The organism is Kribbella sp. NBC_01505, from assembly GCF_045040285.1.
GTDB lineage: Bacteria > Actinomycetota > Actinomycetes > Propionibacteriales > Kribbellaceae > Kribbella.
Window position 1 is genome coordinate 5791275 of record NZ_CP109425.1, and the last position, 13539, is coordinate 5804813.

13 protein-coding genes are annotated in these 13539 nt (G+C 68.8%); 9 read left to right on the forward strand and 4 right to left on the reverse strand.

The window, feature by feature from the left end; genetic code table 11:
• Positions 1 to 130: 130 nt before the first annotated feature.
• From OG474_RS27380 to OG474_RS27390, 3 genes are read left to right on the forward strand one after another with little or no spacing between them, the layout of a single operon-like run.
• Positions 131 to 304, forward strand: coding sequence for a hypothetical protein (locus OG474_RS27380; protein WP_405056446.1), 174 nt, complete (start codon positions 131 to 133; stop codon positions 302 to 304).
• A gap of 18 nt (positions 305 to 322) precedes the next feature.
• Complete coding sequence (locus tag OG474_RS27385) at positions 323 to 3097, forward strand: lantibiotic dehydratase (RefSeq protein ID WP_405056447.1); 2775 nt, start codon at positions 323 to 325, stop codon at positions 3095 to 3097.
• Entirely contained in the window at positions 3094 to 4377 is a 1284-nt protein-coding gene (locus OG474_RS27390; protein WP_405056448.1) for a lanthionine synthetase C family protein, read from the forward strand. The genes OG474_RS27385 and OG474_RS27390 overlap by 4 nt, the downstream gene beginning before the upstream one ends.
• Here OG474_RS27390 and fahA read toward each other — a convergent pair.
• Complete coding sequence (fahA, locus tag OG474_RS27395; protein ID WP_405056449.1) at positions 4370 to 5506, reverse strand: fumarylacetoacetase; 1137 nt, start codon at positions 5504 to 5506, stop codon at positions 4370 to 4372. The two genes, OG474_RS27390 and fahA, sit on opposite strands and share 8 nt — an antisense overlap.
• Positions 5503 to 6357, reverse strand: coding sequence for a hypothetical protein (locus OG474_RS27400; protein WP_405056450.1), 855 nt, complete (start codon positions 6355 to 6357; stop codon positions 5503 to 5505). Before OG474_RS27400 ends, fahA begins: the two co-directional genes overlap by 4 nt.
• Before the next feature lie 72 nt (positions 6358 to 6429).
• On the opposite strand from OG474_RS27400, the gene OG474_RS27405 reads away from it, so the two are divergent.
• The 3 genes from OG474_RS27405 to OG474_RS27415 all read left to right on the forward strand — a co-directional run bounded on the left by OG474_RS27405 (position 6430) and on the right by OG474_RS27415 (position 9124).
• On the forward strand, positions 6430 to 7626 hold the full coding sequence (locus OG474_RS27405) for a homogentisate 1,2-dioxygenase (protein ID WP_405056451.1): 1197 nt from the start codon (positions 6430 to 6432) through the stop codon (positions 7624 to 7626).
• A 240-nt stretch (positions 7627 to 7866) separates the two neighbouring features.
• A complete protein-coding gene (locus OG474_RS27410) occupies positions 7867 to 8484 on the forward strand; it encodes a hypothetical protein (protein ID WP_405056452.1) in 618 nt (205 codons plus the stop codon).
• 37 nt (positions 8485 to 8521) lie between these two features.
• Positions 8522 to 9124 carry a hypothetical protein gene (locus OG474_RS27415; RefSeq protein ID WP_405056453.1) on the forward strand — a complete coding sequence of 201 codons (603 nt, stop codon included), beginning with the start codon at positions 8522 to 8524 and terminating at the stop codon, positions 9122 to 9124.
• Here the strand turns inward: OG474_RS27415 and OG474_RS27420 are convergent.
• The gene (locus tag OG474_RS27420; RefSeq protein WP_405056454.1) at positions 9121 to 9894 is read right to left on the reverse strand and encodes a polysaccharide deacetylase family protein; all 774 of its coding nucleotides are present in this window, start codon (positions 9892 to 9894) and stop codon (positions 9121 to 9123) included. The genes OG474_RS27415 and OG474_RS27420 overlap by 4 nt on opposite strands.
• 93 nt (positions 9895 to 9987) lie before the next feature.
• Between OG474_RS27420 and OG474_RS27425 the strand changes: the two genes are divergently transcribed.
• The 3 genes from OG474_RS27425 to OG474_RS27435 are packed head-to-tail and all read left to right on the forward strand — an operon-like array spanning position 9988 to position 13273.
• Positions 9988 to 11832: a bifunctional metallophosphatase/5'-nucleotidase gene (locus tag OG474_RS27425; RefSeq protein WP_405056455.1), complete on the forward strand. Its 1845-nt coding sequence runs from the start codon at positions 9988 to 9990 to the stop codon at positions 11830 to 11832.
• Between the two features lie 35 nt (positions 11833 to 11867).
• Entirely contained in the window at positions 11868 to 12437 is a 570-nt protein-coding gene (locus tag OG474_RS27430) for an RNA polymerase sigma factor (RefSeq protein ID WP_405056456.1), read from the forward strand.
• Positions 12434 to 13273, forward strand: coding sequence for a hypothetical protein (locus tag OG474_RS27435; RefSeq protein ID WP_405056457.1), 840 nt, complete (start codon positions 12434 to 12436; stop codon positions 13271 to 13273). Before OG474_RS27430 ends, OG474_RS27435 begins: the two co-directional genes overlap by 4 nt.
• Here the strand turns inward: OG474_RS27435 and OG474_RS27440 are convergent.
• Entirely contained in the window at positions 13270 to 13518 is a 249-nt protein-coding gene (locus tag OG474_RS27440; protein WP_405056458.1) for a PLD nuclease N-terminal domain-containing protein, read from the reverse strand. The two genes, OG474_RS27435 and OG474_RS27440, sit on opposite strands and share 4 nt — an antisense overlap.
• Between the last annotated feature and the right edge of the window lie 21 nt (positions 13519 to 13539).

Here is a 13539-nt window from a genome sequence, read left to right on the forward strand (position 1 = left end):
ACCGCTAGGGTCTCGGAAAGAAAATTGCCGTTGTCTACCTGCGCAACGGTTGAAAGCTTCCCGGGTCGGTGTTTAGCTGTCGCGATACGTAGCCGACCGGCTACGCGTTCCCGAGCGAAGGGTCACCATCATGAGCCCCACCGCATTCGAGCTGGACATCGACGTCGTTCCCGCCTCCGACCCGACTCTGATCCGGCCCGCCCAGCCGGGCGATGCGCGTGAGGTGGATGAGAAGAGCGGCCTGACACCGGGCACCAGGAACACCTACGCGGTCGGTATCGCCGCCTGCGTCCCCTGCTGCTGACGATCGTCGACTGACGACGTGCCGCCGACGGACAGGTTCCGGCCCGGCGCGTTCGCGGTGCTGCGGTTGGCAGGTGCACCAGTTGCCGCCGCAGCACCTACGCGGAACGCTCCCGACCCGGCCACAGCCACCGCCGCCGAGCTCTGCGAGTATCTCGCCGGTCTGTACGCCGACGAGACGCTCCGCGAGGCGATCGAGCTCTCCAGCCCCTCGCTGGCCGCGGCGGTCGGCAAGCTGCTCGCAGTCACGCCGGGAGAGTCTGACCGGGGCAAGTTGGAGCGAGCTGTCCTCGCCTCGACGCGGTACCTCTTGCGGATGACGGGTCGGCCGACCCCCTTCGGGCTCCTGGCCGGCGTGGCGCCCGTGCGATTCGGTGCGTCGGCGAAGGTCCGGATCGGCGCCGACCACACCAGGGTGGTGCACCCGGACTCCGGCTGGCTGTACGAGGAGCGGCGTACCGAGCTTCCTGAGCGCGTGGTGGCGAACAATCTCGTCGAGGTCCGCGGCGACCGGGTCGTCCTGCAGTACCTGCGCAAGTTCACCGACGAACGCCCTGGCCGCCAGTTGTCGATCGCCAACTCTCCGGCCGTCCGCCTGATCCGCACCGCGGCCCGCCGTCCGATCCAGTACGGCGCCCTTCGCGACCAGCTCCTGGTGGCGCATCCGGAGGCGACGCCCGACCATGCTGATCAGATCCTTCGCCAGCTCCTTGACCGCGAGATCCTCCTCCCCGAGCATGCGCCGAAGGCGGCGACGGGAACAGCGCAGGTCGATCTGCGAATGGACGTGGATCTGCAACTGCCTCAGGAGGTCGCCGATGAGGCGGCACGGGCCGCCGAGGTGCTGTGGCGGCTGTCTCCTCCGGGAGACGGCCTGCCCGACCTTGCGGCGTACCACCTGGAGTTCCTCGATCGCTACGGCACCGACCGCGTGGTTCCGGTGCTCGAGCTGCTCGACCCGCACCTGGGCCTCGGCCCGCCTGCGGACTACCGCGCCCCCTTCGGTGAGCGATCCGGCCGGGCCGCGCCTGCGGCCACCCATGCGGAGCTGCGCGACCAGATCCTCGCGGTGGCCCTCAGCGACAATCAGGGCGAACTGGTCCTCGATGAGGCGCTGATCGATCGGCTGGCCGGGACCTCCGACGATAGGCCGCCGGACTCGCTCGACCTGTGTGCCCAGCTGTTCGCCGACTCGGCCGAGGCGGTGGACCGGGGCGATTTCTTGCTCTCGGCAACCAGCGGCTCGATCGCCGCGGGCGCGATGCTCGGCCGGTTCGCCACCATGCTCGGACTCGAGGACGAGCTGACCGAGCTGCTCGCCAGGCCGGCAGATCCACTGCCCGTGCAGCTGCAGTTCCAGCCGTTCGAGCCGCGCTTCGGGAACGTGCTGCGCGAGCCCCGGCTGCTGCCGCACCTGCTCGCCGTCGGTACCTTCGCCGACCCCGATGACCCGGCGGTGGTCGACGTCCGCGACATTGCGGTCGGCACCACCGGCGAGCGCCTCTACCTGTTGTCGACGAAACTCGGTCGTGAGCTGTCGGTTGTCCGCCCGAACATGATCAATGTCGTCACGGCGGCACCTAACGCGGCCCGCTTCCTGGCCGCGGTCGGACTGGCCGGCCGCCGTTTCTGGACGCCGTGGCAGTGGGGCCGGTTGGCGGTCCTCCCGCGGCTGCCCAGGGTCCGCACAGGTCGCACGATCCTGGCGCCGGCCTTGTGGCGTGTGGATCCCGCGCTTGCTGAAAGCACCAGCGAGTGGGATGCGGCGCTCGACCGGTGGCGGGATCGGTGGCAGGTGCCGGACGTCGTCCGGGTCACGGTCTTCGACCATCACCTGGATCTCGATCTGCGCGTTCCGTTGCACCGGAGGTTGTTTCGCGACCAGATCCGCAAGGAGCCGTCGACAGTGATCAGCGAGACGCCCGCACAGTACGGCGCTGGGCTCGGCGTCACCGGCGGTCATGCCAACGAACTCGTGGTTCCGATCGTCTCGACCGCCGACCAGGAAGCCGTTGCGCCGAACCCGTCGTGGACTACCGCGACCGCGCCGCGGATCAGGCATCTGCCGGGCGGGGAGTGGCTCTACGCCAAGGTCTATCTGATGGCCGACCTCCAGGATGCCTTCCTGGCCGGACCCGTCAGCCGGCTCGTCGACCGGATGAACGTCGACCGCTGGTTCTTCCTGCGGTACGCCGACCCCGACGCCCACCTGCGCTTGCGCTTCCACCAGGGTGATCCGGCCATCCTGCACGACTGGGCCCGGGATGCGGCCGACGCCGGCCTGATCCGCACGATGGTCCTGGACGAGTACGAACCCGAGACGGTCCGGTACGGCGGTCCCGAGGTCCTGGCCGCGGCCGAGGACCTGTTCTGTGCGGACAGCCGAGCGGTCGTCGACCAGTTGCAGCAGCGAGCCCGCGGGCAGCTCCAGGTGCCGATCGAGTCGCTGACCGCCCTGAATCAGCTCGACCTGCTGAGCGGTCTCGGCGATCTCGAACAATGGTTCGTCGACACCTATCCGATCGACCTTTCCAACGCCGTACCAGTCGCCGAGCGGACGGAGTTTCTCCAATTCCACAAGGACTTTCAGACGCTCGATTGCTGGCAGCAACGAACTGCGGCTGCTCGTGCTTACGGTGCGGCTGTTGAGCAGAACAGGCAGGCTGTGATGAGCGTCCTGCACCTGCACTCGAATCGTCTGCTCGGGATGGACCGTTCCGCCGAGAACCGTGCGTACGGCCTGCTCCGGGTGGCGCTGCGTCGCAAGCTCGACCTGAGGAGGCACTGCCGATGACGAACACCGCGGCCGCGATCGTCGCCGAACTGGCCGATCGCCTGCGTGATCCGGAGGCGGTGATCGCGGCGACGACGGCCAACGGTGAGGTGATCGACATCGCCGAGCTGCGCTGTCCGCCCTGGGATCCGTCAACGCTCTCGCGAGGTCCCGGCGCGCTGGCGGTGCTGTTCTCCGAGCTCGGAGAGCGCGAGGTCGCCCATGACTACCTGCAGCGGACAGTGGCCGCGACGCGGGGGAGTTCCGTCGAAGGTCCGCTCGAAGGGCTTGGTGCGCTGGCGACCGCGACGCGTCTGGCGGCGCAAGAACCAGGGGACTACATGGGCATGTTGGAGCGCCTCGACGGGCGGATGATCGAGCATGCGCGGTGGCTCGTCAGCGTCCAGGCTGCGACGCGACAGGCCGGCGTACCGACCTGCGCAGGTGTCGTCGATGTGGTGAGCGGCCTGAGCGGGGTCGGTCGATACCTGCTGGCTCGCGCGGAGTACGACGTACTCCGCGAAGTGCTGACCAGTCTGGTCTCGTTGCGGGAACCGGTCGTTGTCGAAGGCATCCAGGTTCCTGGGTGGTGGTTCGACGGGACCACGAAGACTGTCGTCGGACCGGAGTTCGCACAAGGTCAGGTGAACTTCGGTCTCGCGCATGGCACGCCTGGGCCACTGGCTCTGCTGTCGCTGGCCTGGACGGCGGGCATTCGGGTCGACGGACAGGCGGAAGCCGTCGCGGCTATGGCGGATTGGCTCCTCGAGTGGCGAGAGAAAGATGCCTGGGGCCACTATTGGACCGCGTATCTGCCGCTGGTGTACTACGCCGATCGAGACGCAGCCGCTGCTCCACAGCCCGCCCGTGCGTCCTGGTGCTACGGTGCACCGGCGATCGCGCGTGCCCTTGAGTTCGCGGCGACCGCCTTCAACCGGCCGGACTGGTCAGCTGCTGGACTGGATGCGTTCCGCTCCTTGCTGAGCCGGCCGCGCGCGCAGTGGGGAATCACCGACGACGCGCTCTGCCATGGCTGGGCCGGCATGCTCTACCTGTGCACGCTGTTCGACCGCGCACATCCCGGAGAGGGCTTCGGGCAGGTCGCCGACGAGATCGCTGCCGACTTGGTCGAGCGGTTCGATCCGGCGCTGCCGTTCGGCTATCGCTATCACCAGCCGATCGCGAACCTCTCGCTCGACCTGCCCGGACTGATGGAGGGCGCGGCCGGTATCGCCCTCGCCCTCGCTGCCTACCTCACTCCGCCGCGGACCGGCTGGGACTCGGCCCTCCTGCTCAGCTGACCGCCGGGGTGATCCTTCCGGTGACCTCGCCGAGAGCGATGGGGCCGGCGTGGGCGGTGATGGTGACCTCGTCGCCGTCCTCGAGGAAGGTGCGTTGCTCGCCCTTCACGGTGATCGGCTCGCGGCCGCCCCAGCTGAGCTCGAGGAACGAGCCACGCTGGTCCTTGGCCGATCCTGAAACCGTTCCGGACGCGAAGAGGTCGCCGGTGCGGACGGCGGCGCCGTTCACCGACAGGTGCGCGAGCATCTGCGCGGGGGACCAGTACATCTCCCGGTACGGCGGCCGGCTGACCAGCTCGCCGTTCCAGTAGACCTCGAAGGTGATGTCGAGGTTCGTCAGCTGCTCGCCGGCCAGGTAGGGCAGGACGGCCGGCTCTTGGGTGCCTAGGGCAACTTCCGCGGGCTCGAGGGCCTCCAGCGGGACCACCCAGGGTGAGATCGAGGTGGCGAACGACTTGCCGAGGAACGGGCCGAGCGGCACGTACTCCCAGGCCTGGATGTCGCGGGCCGACCAGTCGTTCAGCAGCACGACGCCGTACACGTGATCCTTGAAGTCGTTCACGGAGATCTGGCTGCCGAGCGCGGACGGCGTACCGACGACGTAGCCGAGCTCGACCTCGATGTCGAGCCGCAAGGACGGCCCGTACGTCGGCGCCGTGGCATCCGGGGCCTTGCGCTGACCGGACGGCCGGACGATGTCGGTGCCGCTGGCAACCACTGTGCCGGCGCGGCCGTGGTAGCCGACGGGAAGGTGTTTCCAGTTCGGTAGCAGCGGTTCGGCGTCGGGACGGAACAGCCGGCCGACGTTGGTCGCGTGGTGCTCGGAGGCGTAGAAGTCGACGTAGTCGGCCACCTCGAACGGGAGTTCCATGGTGACCGCGGACTGCGGGATCAGGTGCGGCTCGACCGCGCCGGTGCGCACGAGCTCGAGAAGCGACGCGCGGATCGAGGTCCAGGCCGGTCGGCCGAGTGCGAGGAAGGCGTTCAGCGTCGGCTGGGCGAAGGTGTCCGAGAGGCCGAGCGGGGTGAGGTCGATGATCTGGTCGCCGAGCGCGGCGCCGATCCGCGGTGCCTCGTCGCCGTGCCGGAAGGCGCCGAGGGGGAGCGTGTCAGGTCCGAACGTGGTCACAGATCCCCCAGCAGATTCAGGTTGTTCAGGTCGGTCCGCGGCTCGTCGATGCTGCAGGAGCCGAACGAATGGAACCAGCGGCGCGTGCTCGCCGCCCGGTCCTCGGTCAGCTCGCGGGCTCGTTCGGCAAGCTCCAGGCCGTTGTCCCAGCTGAGCAGTTGCACGAGTTCGTCCTGGGAGGAGCCGTCCAGTGAGGCGCGGGTCGCGAGCAGGACGTTCAGGAAGCCGTGGTGCTCGAAGCCGGTCGCGGGGTCCGTGTGCCGGATCGCGTTGTGCAGGCCGGCCGTGCACTTGAACGGGACCTCGACATCCAGGCACTTCGTGATGAAGGTCGCGACCTGATCCGCCGTCGGGAAGAGGCTCGCGTCCAGGCCGCCGGTCCGCAGCTTCGCGGCGTAGCCGGCCTCGGCGAGCGTGCCGAGCGCGTGCTCCCAGGCGCCGTCCAGCCCGGTCTCGACGTACACGGCCTGGTCGTCGATGCAGTCCTCGGCGGCGCGGACGACGCGCTGCGCGTTCCGGGCGAGGTCGCCCTCGTCGCGGAGCCGGACCTCGACGGCGGCCAGCTCGACATCGGGGGAGCGGTCGGCCCAGCGGACCGCGGGCTCGATCGCGCCGGCGCCGCCGGTGATCACCACAGAGACGCGGAGCGGGGCGCCGCCGGCGCGCGCGGCGGCCTCGGCGACCTTCATCAGGTCCTCGTCGGTACACACGAACGCGCCGACGAGCTCGGCGTACGACGCGGCGCGGTGCGCGTGATGGGCAGGAACGGCCTCGGTCAGCGGGAGCTCGCCGGGTGGGAACATCGCCGCGTCGTCGACCAGGTGCCGGTACAGGGCAGGGACGGTTGACATGGCTCCGAGCCTAACGGATGCTTTCGGTAAGCGGACGCATGCGTTCGATTATCGTACTCGGGAGTCTGAAGAATGACGTTCTACCGGCAGGTCGGCCAGATCCCGCCCAAGCGGCACACGCAGTTCCGGAACGCCGACGGCGCGTTGTACTACGAGGAGCTGATGGGCGAGGAGGGGTTCTCGTCGGACTCGTCGCTGCTCTACCACGCCGGTGTCCCGTCGGCGATCGTCGACTCCCAGGTGTGGGAGCTGCCCGATCTCGCCACCGTCGCGAACCACCCGCTGACGCCACGGCACCTGAAGCTCCACGACCTGTTCACCGACACGTCGGCCACCAACGTGGTCGAGCACCGGCGCCTCGTGCTCGGGAACGGCGACGTCCGGATCTCGTACGTCGTCGCCGAGCAGCCGTCGCCGTACTACCGCAACGCCATCGGCGACGAGTGTGTGTACATCGAGAAGGGCTCGGCCACGCTCGAGACGGTGTTCGGGGTGCTGAGCGCGGTCGAGGGCGACTACGTGCTGATTCCACGGGCGACCACGCACCGCTGGCTGCCCGGTCCGGACGGCGTCTTCGCGTACTGCATCGAGGCGAACTCGCACATCGCGCCGCCCAAGCGGTACCTGTCGCGGTACGGGCAGTTCCTGGAGCACTCGCCGTACTGTGAGCGCGACCTGCACGGGCCGAGCGAACCGTTCACGGTCGAGGGGACCGATGTCGAGGTGCTGGTGAAGCACCGCGGGCAGGGTCCGAGCGGGATCGTCGGCAGCCGGATGACCTACGCGACGCATCCGTTCGACGTGGTCGGCTGGGACGGCTGCCTGTACCCGTACACGTTCAACGTCAGCGACTACGAGCCCATCACCGGGCGGATCCACCAGCCGCCACCTGTGCACCAGGTGTTCGAGGGCAACAACTTCGTCATCTGCAACTTCGTGCCCCGCAAGGTCGACTACCACCCGCTCTCGGTGCCGGTGCCGTACTACCACTCGAACGTCGACTCCGACGAGGTGATGTTCTACTGCGGCGGCGACTACGAGGCGCGCAAGGGTTCGGGCATCGGCCTCGGCTCGATCTCCCTGCACCCCGGCGGCTACGCCCACGGCCCGCAACCGGCCGCGATCGAGGCCTCCCTCGGCGCCGAGAGCTTCGAAGAGCTAGCCGTCATGGTCGACACCTTCCGCCCTCTGGAACTAGGCGAAGGCGGCCAATCCGTCGACGACGGCGTCTACGCCTACACCTGGGCCGGCCGCCGCCTCCACCCCTGACCCCCCTTTGAGCACCCCTCGACCATTCCCGCCCCGGCGAAATGGTCGACCCGTGCTCAACGCTGCGCCTTGAGCATCCATCAACCACTTTTCGGCGCGGAGAATGGACGATCCGTGCTCAAGGCCGGGCGGGTGCTTTGAGTACCCATCGACCGTTTTCGCGGGGGGATCGTGGCTGAACGGTGCTCAAAGGTGGTGGGGGATGTCGGGGGTGGGCCGGGGAGATGGGATTCTTACCGGATGAGCGAGGAGGCGGGGTTCGTCGTCGGGGTTGATCGGCAGGCGATGATGCGGCGGCGTGAGGTGGTCAGCACGGTGTTGCGGCGGGGTGCCTGGGCGACGCTGGTGATCGGCGTGATCGGCATCCTCGGAGCGCTCTACGTACTGATCACGATGCGGTTCTCGGGGCTCTGGCCGTTCGCGGTGCTGCTGATCCTGGCGATGCTGCCGCTGGTCGTCAGCACCATCCTCGCCCTCCGCCTCGACACCGAGCGGCAGCGTTGGTACGCCGCTTTCCCGCTCCAGGACGTGGCGATGCGGATGACCGAGCGCGGCCTCGAGCTGGCCTGCGACGGTGCCGGCTACCCGGTAATGCTGCCCTGGGGGACCGTCAACGGCTTCCGCCAGAAGAAGCTCTTCGGTCAGTACATGCTCGAGCTGTCGCTGGCCCCCGGCGTCGGCGCCACCACGGCAGGCGTCCGCGGCCTCGACCAGCCCGCGGTTCGCGCTGTCGTCAAGCCCAGCCCGCTCCTGCACCCGATCGGCATGTTCCTCGTCAAAGCCCTGGACCAGCCGGTCCACGTCATCGACCAGGCCCTCCAGCACTACTCCGCCGGCTCGGCCGCTATCCGCCGCTGACAGGTTCCTGACCCCACCGAGCTGCCACGCTCGGTGCATGGACGAGAGTTTCGTGGTCGGGCTCAACCGGGCGGAAGTGCTCCGCCGGCGGGCCACCGTACGGCGTACGCGGCAGATCGGCGGCGCGGTCACGCTGGTGCTGTCCGGCATCGGCCTGGGGCTGGCGGTCGCGCTCACACTGATGCTCGGCGACTACTGGGCCATCGGCCTGCTGATGATCGCATCGATGCTCATCCTGGTCGTCAGTTCGGTCCGCGGACTTCAGACCGGCGCCAAGGTCAAGCGCTGGTACGACGCCACCGACCTACCGCCGTACGCGCTCCGAATGACCCCGGCCACGCTCGAGCTGGGAGTCGAGGGTGCACCAGCCCCCGTCGTACTGCCCTGGCCGGCGGTCCGCGGTCTACGCCACCGCCGCCTGCTCGGCCAGCCGATCCTGGAACTCGTCCTGCAGCCCGGCGTCACTCCGACGAGTCCCGGCGTACAGGGCCTGGACCAACCGGCCGCCCTCGCCACCCTCACACCAGGCAAATGGGTCAAGTCGGCGGGCTTCTACGGCGTCGCTTCCCTCGATCAGCCCGTCGCAGCCATCGACCAAGCCCTCCGCTACTTCTCCAGGGGTACCGCGGCGATCGGTTAGCAGGGGAGGGCGCGGAAGGTGTAGCCCTTGCGTTCCAGTTTGGTGAGGGCCCGCTCGAGGGCGGCGACGGTTTCGGCGCGGTTGCCGCCGCCGTCGTGCATGAGGACGATGGCGCCCGGGTAGGCGCCGGCCAGGATGGCGTGTTCGATGGCGGCGGAGCCAGGCTTCTTCCAGTCGTTCGTGTCGACGTCCCAGAGCACCTGGCGCTGGTGGTTGGCCTTGGCGGTCGCCTCGACGGCCGCGTTGGTGTCGCGGAACGGCGGGCGGAAGCACTTGGACTTCACGCCGGAGAAGATCTCCTCGTGCATCTTGGCCGCCGGGAGCTTGGTCAGCATCGGGTGGTCCCAGGTGTGGTTGCCGATGTGATGCCCGGCGGCGCGGGTCTGCTCGACCAGGTCCGGACGCTTGGCCGCCTCCATCCCGAGGACGAAGAAGGTCGCCTGCGCGTGGTGTTTGCGCAGGATCTGCAGCACCTTCGGCGTCCAGCCGGCGTGCGGGCCGTCGTCGAAGGTCAGGTACAGGACCTTGCCGTGCTTCGACAGGTTCCAGTCGTCGTCGGTCTGCTGGGTGTGTTGCGGCTTGCCCTGACGCTTCGGGCCAGGCCCGGCCGGCGCGGCCGCGATCGGGCTCAGCGAACCGGCGGTCGTCGTACGGGCAGTGGGCGCCCCGGCCGACGCCGGGTGGTCGGAAGGCTGGGCGGCCTGGGCGAGAACGGCACCGCAGAGGAGGGCGGCGACCAACGGCAGGAGCTTGCCGGGCGGCTTGGTCATGGATTGCATCCTCTCTCAGGCGTGGGGCCAATTCCGAATCGGGTCGGACGTATGGTGTCGGATGCCAGACCCAACGACGCGTGAGGCTGAAGAATGAACGACAACGGGCGGACGACAGTGACGAGGCGTACGGCGATCGGCGGTGCGGCGGCGCTCGCGGCAGCCGGCTTCCAGGCAGTTCCTGCCGAAGCCACCGGGAGCCACGGCCACGGCAAGACCGTGCGGCTGAGCGTGCTCGGCACCACGGACCTGCACGGCAACGTCTTCAACTGGGACTACTTCAAGAACGCCGAGTACGACGACACCGCGCACAACGACATCGGTCTGGCGAAGATCTCCACGCTCGTCACCGCCTTCCGCGAGCGCGTCGCCAAGGACCGGCACGCCCCGCGCCCGCTGCTCGTCGACGCCGGTGACACCATCCAGGGCACCCCGCTGGCGTACTACTTCGCCAAGATCGAGCCCATCACGGGCGGTCACCTCCACCCGATGGCCGCCGCGATGAACAAGATCGGGTACGACGCCGCCGCGCTCGGCAACCACGAGTTCAACTACGGCCTCGACATCCTCCGCCGGTTCCAGCGGCAGCTGAAGTTCCCCCTGCTCGGGGCGAACGCCCAGGACTGGACGACCGGCCTGCCGGTCTTCCCGCCGTACGTGCTGAAGCGGGTGCATGTCCCGGGCCACGCACCGATCACCGTCGGCATCCTCGGCCTGACGAACCCCGGCATCGCGATCTGGGACAAGGCCAACGTCGAGAACAAGATCAAGTTCGGCGGCATTGTTGAACTGGCGAAGGTTTGGGTCCCGCGGGTCCGCAAGGCCGGCGCGGACGTGGTGATCGTCTCCGCCCACTCGGGCATGGACCTTTCCTCCTCGTATGGCGACGCGCTGCCGGTGCCGGAGAACGCGTCCGTGCTGATGGCCGAGACCGTTCCCGGCATCGACGCCGTACTGGTCGGTCACGCGCACCAGGAGATCCCCGAGCGGCTGGTGACGAACAAGGTCACCGGCCAGCAGGTCGTGCTGACCGAGCCGCTGAAGTGGGGGATGCGGCTGTCCGTGATCGACCTCGATCTGCAGCAGACCCGCGGTTGCTGGAAGGTCGTCGGCCGGCACAGCCAGGTCCTGAACGCGAACACGGTCGCCGCCGACCCGAAGGTCGTCAAGGTCCTGCAGAAGGACCACGACACCGTCGTCGGCTATGTGAACTCCAAGATCGGCACCTGCAAGGAGGCGATGTCCGCGGCGACCGCGCCCTGGGAGGACACCGCCGCGCTCGACTTCATCAACTTCGTCCAGGCCGACGCGGTCTCCAAGGCCCTGGCCGGTACGCCGCAGGCCGCGCTGCCGGTGCTCGCGATCGCCGCGCCGTTCAACCGGGCAGCCAACATCCCCGCCGGTGACGTCTCGGTCCGCGATGTGGCCGGGCTCTACATCTTCGACAACACGCTGCTCGCGGTGACGATGACGGGTGTCCAGATCAAGGCGTACCTGGAGTTCTCCGCGGTCTACTACAAGCAGGTCAGCGGCCCCGGCCCGTTCCCGTCGAGCGATGTCACCAACGCCCCGACGCCGACCGCGCCGCCCGGGACCCCGGACTACAACTACGACGTGCTGGGCGGCCTGACCAAGCCGCTCAGCTACAAGATCGACATCGCCAAGGCGACCGGTTCCCGGATCCTCGACCTCCAGTACGGCGGGGTCGCGGTGACCGACGACCAGCAGTTCGTGGTCGCGGTGAACAACTACCGCCAGTCCGGCGGCGGGAACTTCCCGTACGTCTCGAAGGCGCCGGTCGTCTACAACCGCCAGGTCGAGATCCGCCAGCTGATGATCGACTACGTCACCGCCACCGGCGAGGTCGACCCGGCCACCTTCCACACCGTCGACTGGTCCCTTGTCTCCAACGGTGCCCCCATCGTCATCAACCCTTGAGGTAAGAACGCGCGCTACCCGGACATCTACCGGGTATGACGCACATGCTGACGGGGGAGGCCGCGTACGTGAGCGAGTCTCCCCCGGACCCACGGTTGGCCCGTTTCGAAGAGCTGTTCACCTGCCACCACGACGACGTACTGCGGTATTTCGTTCGTCGGCTCGATATCCGCGCCGACGCGGCCGACCTGGTGGCGGAGACCTTCCTGGTCGCCTGGCGCCGGCTGGACGACGTAGCGGCGCAGGAGATCCTGCCCTGGCTGTACGGCGTCGCCCGCAACGTCCTGGGTAACCATCGCCGAGGCGAAACCCGCCGGCACGGCCTCGCCGACCGCCTCCGCGACGACCTGCGGACAGCGCCTGCCGCGGAGCCCGCCGCCTCTGAGCTGCATCACGCCGCGGAGTCGTTCAGGCAACTGTCGGAGACCGATCGCGAGGTTCTCTCCCTGGTCGCCTGGGAGGGCCTGGACGCCGCCCAGCTCGCTGCCGCCCTCGGCTGCTCGCCGAACGCCGCGACGGTCCGCCTGCACCGCGCTCGCGGCCGCCTCGAGCGCCTCTTGGACAACATCCCGTACCCGGTTCCCACCCGAGGAGACCAGTCATGACCAACAACGCCATCGATCTCCTCCGCCGCCTCGACCCGGTGGCAACGGCCGACCCGGCCGACGCGGTCCGCCCCGAATCCCGGGCCGACCTGCTCGGCGGGATCACCGCGCAGACCGCGGCCGTTCCGATGCGCAGGAAGGCGCGGCGGCGGGTTGTGCCGCTGCTGGCCGCCGCGGCGACGGTTGCCGTGCTCTCGTTCGGCGTTCTTCAGGTGCCGGACGGCAACGGCGGGCAGCAGCCCTTGCTCGGACCGGCGCTGGCCTTCGCCACCGAGGGCAAGGTGATCAAGATCCGGGTGCTCGACGCGCAGGCGGAGGCCGCGCGGTTCAACCAGGAGCTGAAGGCCCACGGCCTCAACATCACGATGGAGCTGCGGCCCGCGTCGCCCAGCCTGGTAGGGGAGCAGATGGGGGAGTCGATCAGCATCGCGCACCCGAAGCCGCGGCCGGGGCACGAGCCCATGCCCGACCCTTTCAACACGACCTTGTACCCGGCGGACTGCCGCGAGCGGAACGTGCCCTGCGTCCCGGAGTTCACCGTTCCGCTCAACTACCCTGACACCACCAAGCTGACCTTCGGGCGCACGGCCGAGCCGGGGGAGGCCTACGCGGCCGCGCGTGACATCAGCGGGCGGGGTGAGGCACTCGAGGGGGTGCGCTACCGGGGCCGCACGATCGCGCAGGTCGAGAAGCTGCTCGCGAAGCGCGGTTACACCGTCGAGTACCTGAAGGACGGGAGCTACGACGCGCCGGTGCCGAACCCGCCGATGACCTGGAAGGTGGCCGTGGCCTACGCCGCCAACGACCACCACGTCAAGCTCTACGTCCACCGCTAGCTGCGGTAGGCCGGTTCCCGGGCGTTGTTCTTGCCGACCAGGAACCAGAGCAGGCTGCCGATGAACGGCGCCATCACGATGAAGATGATCCAGACCAGCTTCATGCCGCCGGAGGCCTCGGAGAACAGGGCGCTGAAGAAGGCGCCGATCACCAGCAGCACATAGGCGGCCAGCAGGCCGAAGCCGAGGAAGGCGAAGACGGTCTGGTCGGACGAGGGGCTGGAGTGTGCGATGAGGGTGAGCATGCCTCCAGCATCTCGGCCGGG